Annotated in this window: 4 protein-coding genes; all 4 read left to right on the top strand. The window is 58.0% G+C overall.

Translation table 11 applies throughout. The features are described from left to right. A partial coding sequence (casB, locus tag ABJK70_RS22675) for a type I-E CRISPR-associated protein Cse2/CasB (RefSeq protein ID WP_347259223.1) occupies positions 1-313 on the top strand: 313 nt, incomplete at its 5' end. A 79-nt stretch (positions 314-392) separates the two neighbouring features. Beyond that, the gene (gene cas7e / locus ABJK70_RS22670) at positions 393-1,511 is read left to right on the top strand and encodes a type I-E CRISPR-associated protein Cas7/Cse4/CasC (protein ID WP_347259222.1); all 1,119 of its coding nucleotides are present in this window, start codon (positions 393-395) and stop codon (positions 1,509-1,511) included. 3 nt (positions 1,512-1,514) lie between these two features. After that, on the top strand, positions 1,515-2,249 hold the full coding sequence (cas5e, locus tag ABJK70_RS22665) for a type I-E CRISPR-associated protein Cas5/CasD (RefSeq protein ID WP_347259221.1): 735 nt from the start codon (positions 1,515-1,517) through the stop codon (positions 2,247-2,249). Beyond that, entirely contained in the window at positions 2,246-2,929 is a 684-nt protein-coding gene (gene cas6e / locus ABJK70_RS22660) for a type I-E CRISPR-associated protein Cas6/Cse3/CasE (protein WP_156880818.1), read from the top strand. Before cas5e ends, cas6e begins: the two co-directional genes overlap by 4 nt. The last annotated feature ends 94 nt before the right edge of the window (positions 2,930-3,023 follow it).

Raw genomic sequence — 3,023 nt, 5'->3', positions numbered from 1 at the left:
CGCCGGAATATTGGCCCGCATCAAGCAAACCACCGATTTGAAGTTTCCTGCTTGGTTGGCCCAGTCCAAAGCCAACGGAGAGCCGCGTGTCGGGGAATTGCGTTTCCGGCGCCTGGCGAGTTGCGGATCGCTGGAAGAAGTATTTCCCGCGCTGATCCGGGTTTTGCCCTTGGCCGACGAGACCGCCCCCGTCGCTGCCTTGGCCCATGACCTGTACTCCTGGAGTGAGCGAACCCGGCAACGCTGGACGATGGAGTATTACGAAGCGCTGCTGACCGAGGAGGAAAAAATGGGCAAAGCAGCCAAAACCTAATTACCCCCTCACCCCAACCCTCTCCCAGAGGGAGAGGGAGCAATAACCGAAAGACTAACAAGAACTGGAGAATCCTTTCATGACCTGCTTCATCCAATTGCACCTTCTAACTTCATTCCCTCCTTCTAACCTCAACCGCGACGATCTGGGCCGACCGAAAACCGCCGTGATGGGCGGCGAAACGCGGCTTCGGATTTCCTCGCAAAGCCTCAAGCGCGCGTGGCGCACCTCGGATGTCATGGAAAGCGCACTTAAGGAACACAAGGGAGTCCGCACCAAGTTGATGGGCGTCGAAATCTATAAGGCGTTAAAGGAGAAAGGTGTAAAGGAGAAGCAAGCACAGGATTGGGCGCAGAAAATCGCCGGGGTTTTCGGCAAGTTGGAAGGCTCTGACAAAAAAGCGAGCGAAGAAGAACAGGAAGAAGTCGTCTTAGCGGATGGCAGCAGCGTGCCTAAAGCCTTGGCCAAAACCCTCGCAATCCGCCAATTGGCCCACATCAGTCCGGAAGAACGTTCCGCCATCGATGCCTTAGTAGCCGCAATCGCCGAATGCGGCACCGAGCCCACCGCCGAGGAATTGCAGCTTTTACGCGAAAAGCACACCGCCGCCGATATCGCTCTGTTCGGCCGAATGCTGGCCGACAACCCACGTTACAACATGGAAGCCGCCGCCCAAGTCGCTCATGCCATCAGCGTTCACAAAGTCGCCATCGAGGACGATTTCTTCACCGCCGTGGACGACCTCAACAAGGGTGTTGAGGATGTCGGTGCCGGACACATGGGAGAAACCGAATTCGCGGCGGGTCTTTTCTACCTGTACATCTGCATCGACAAGGATCTGCTCATCGAAAACCTCGGAGGTGACAAGGCCCTGGCGAACCGCGCGCTCGCCGCGCTTGTAGAAGCCGCCGCCACCGTTGCCCCGACCGGCAAGCAAAACAGCTTCGGTTCGCGGGCACGTGCTTCCTTCATTCTGGCTGAGCACGGCAGCCAGCAACCCCGTTCTCTCTCGGTCGCTTTCCTCAGACCGGTGAACGGTTACCAAGAGGACATGCTGACCAACGCCATCCAGGCGCTGATTTCTACGCGGGACAAGATGGACATGGTTTACGGCGCCTGTGCCGATGCCTGTGTCGTAATGGACGCCACAAAACCGGTAGGCAGTCTCCAAGCCGTCATCGACTTCGTGAAGGAGTGAGCCATGCACCGATTTCTGGTATTTCGGCTGTACGGCCCGATGGCGGCCTGGGGTGATATCGCCGTGGGCGAGCAGCGCCCGAGCACGCCACACCCGTCGAAGTCTGCCATTCTGGGATTACTGGCGGCGGCGCTGGGCATCCGCCGGCACGAGGACGATAAACATCAGTCCTTGACGGACGGATACAGCTATGCGGTACGGGTCGATGCCGGAGGTGTCTTGCTTCGGGATTATCACACCACGCAGATTCCCGAATCGACCAGCCGGCTCAGGCATCTTCGCACGCGCCGTGATGAAACCAGTGATCGCTGGAATCTCTACACTGTGCTTTCGACCCGCGATTATCGCTGCGACGGGTTGTATACCGTCTGTCTGTGGCAGCGTGGCGATGCGGCTCCCTCCCCGGAGTCTCTCGCCGAAGCACTGAGCCGACCACGCCTTCCGCTCTACCTCGGCCGCAAGTCTTGTCCGCTGGCGTTGCCGTTATTGGCGAAGTGCATTACAGCGGAAACCTTCGAGGCGGCGTTCGAGAGTTACGATGCCGAATATTCCGATACGCAGAGGCAATTTCTCCAGAACCGGCTGCAATCATTGGGAGCGACATCGCCCGATTATTACTGGGAGGACAACGCACCTACCAACAAGGTGCCGCTGCATACCACGCCGCGTCAGGATGTACCCCTGAGCCGACGGCGCTGGCAGTTCGGCAAGCGTAACGAGCACTACGGGAGGTCATGATGGGCTATCTAAGCCGCATCCGTTTAAAACCGGGCCTTGACCTTGCTCAACTGGCGAAAGTTCTTCCGTCCGATGCCTATGCGGAACACAGACTGATCTGGCAATGGTTCGGTGAAGGCGCCGATACTCGCGATTTCCTGTTCCGGCGCGAGCAGCAAGGCCATTGGCCTTTCTTTTATGTGTTGTCTCGACGCGAGCCGATCGACAAGAAAAATCTGTGGGATATCGAAACCAGACCGTTTGCACCTAAACTCACCTTCGGCGAGCGGCTGGCGTTTGTGTTGCGTGCCAATCCCGTGCGGGTTCGCAAAATCAGCGATGATCCCATCATTAAGACCCGTCACCGGGATGATGTCGTGGCGGACCTGAAAAAACGCCGCTACGCCGACCGGAGGCAACGCCCACCGATGGCTGAAATCGTCCAGGAGGCGGGGGAACCCTGGCTTGCCGAGCGGGGGGCAAAATTCGGATTCGAGGTCGAGTCCGTGCATGCGGATGGCTATCGCCAGCAGCGCCTGTACAAACCTAGCGCGGGAAAACCGATCATCCTGAGCACTGTGGAATTCACCGGAACTTTGCGGATTCTGGACGCTGGGCAATTCGTGGAAAGGCTGTTTCGAGGCATCGGCCCTGCCAAAGCCTTCGGCTGCGGTTTGCTGTTAGTACGGCGCTTGGGATAAATTGCTCCCCTACTTGTGGGCATATTTGGAGAAGACATCATGCACACCTTTACGATCCGCGATTTGCGCGACCGGACCGGCGAACTGGTACGCG

Origin of the sequence: Methylocaldum sp. (genome assembly GCF_039794385.1) — a bacterium.
Lineage (GTDB): Bacteria > Pseudomonadota > Gammaproteobacteria > Methylococcales > Methylococcaceae > Methylocaldum.
The sequence above is the reverse complement of the archived record's forward strand: the minus strand, read 5'-3'. Positions and strand labels throughout refer to the sequence as shown.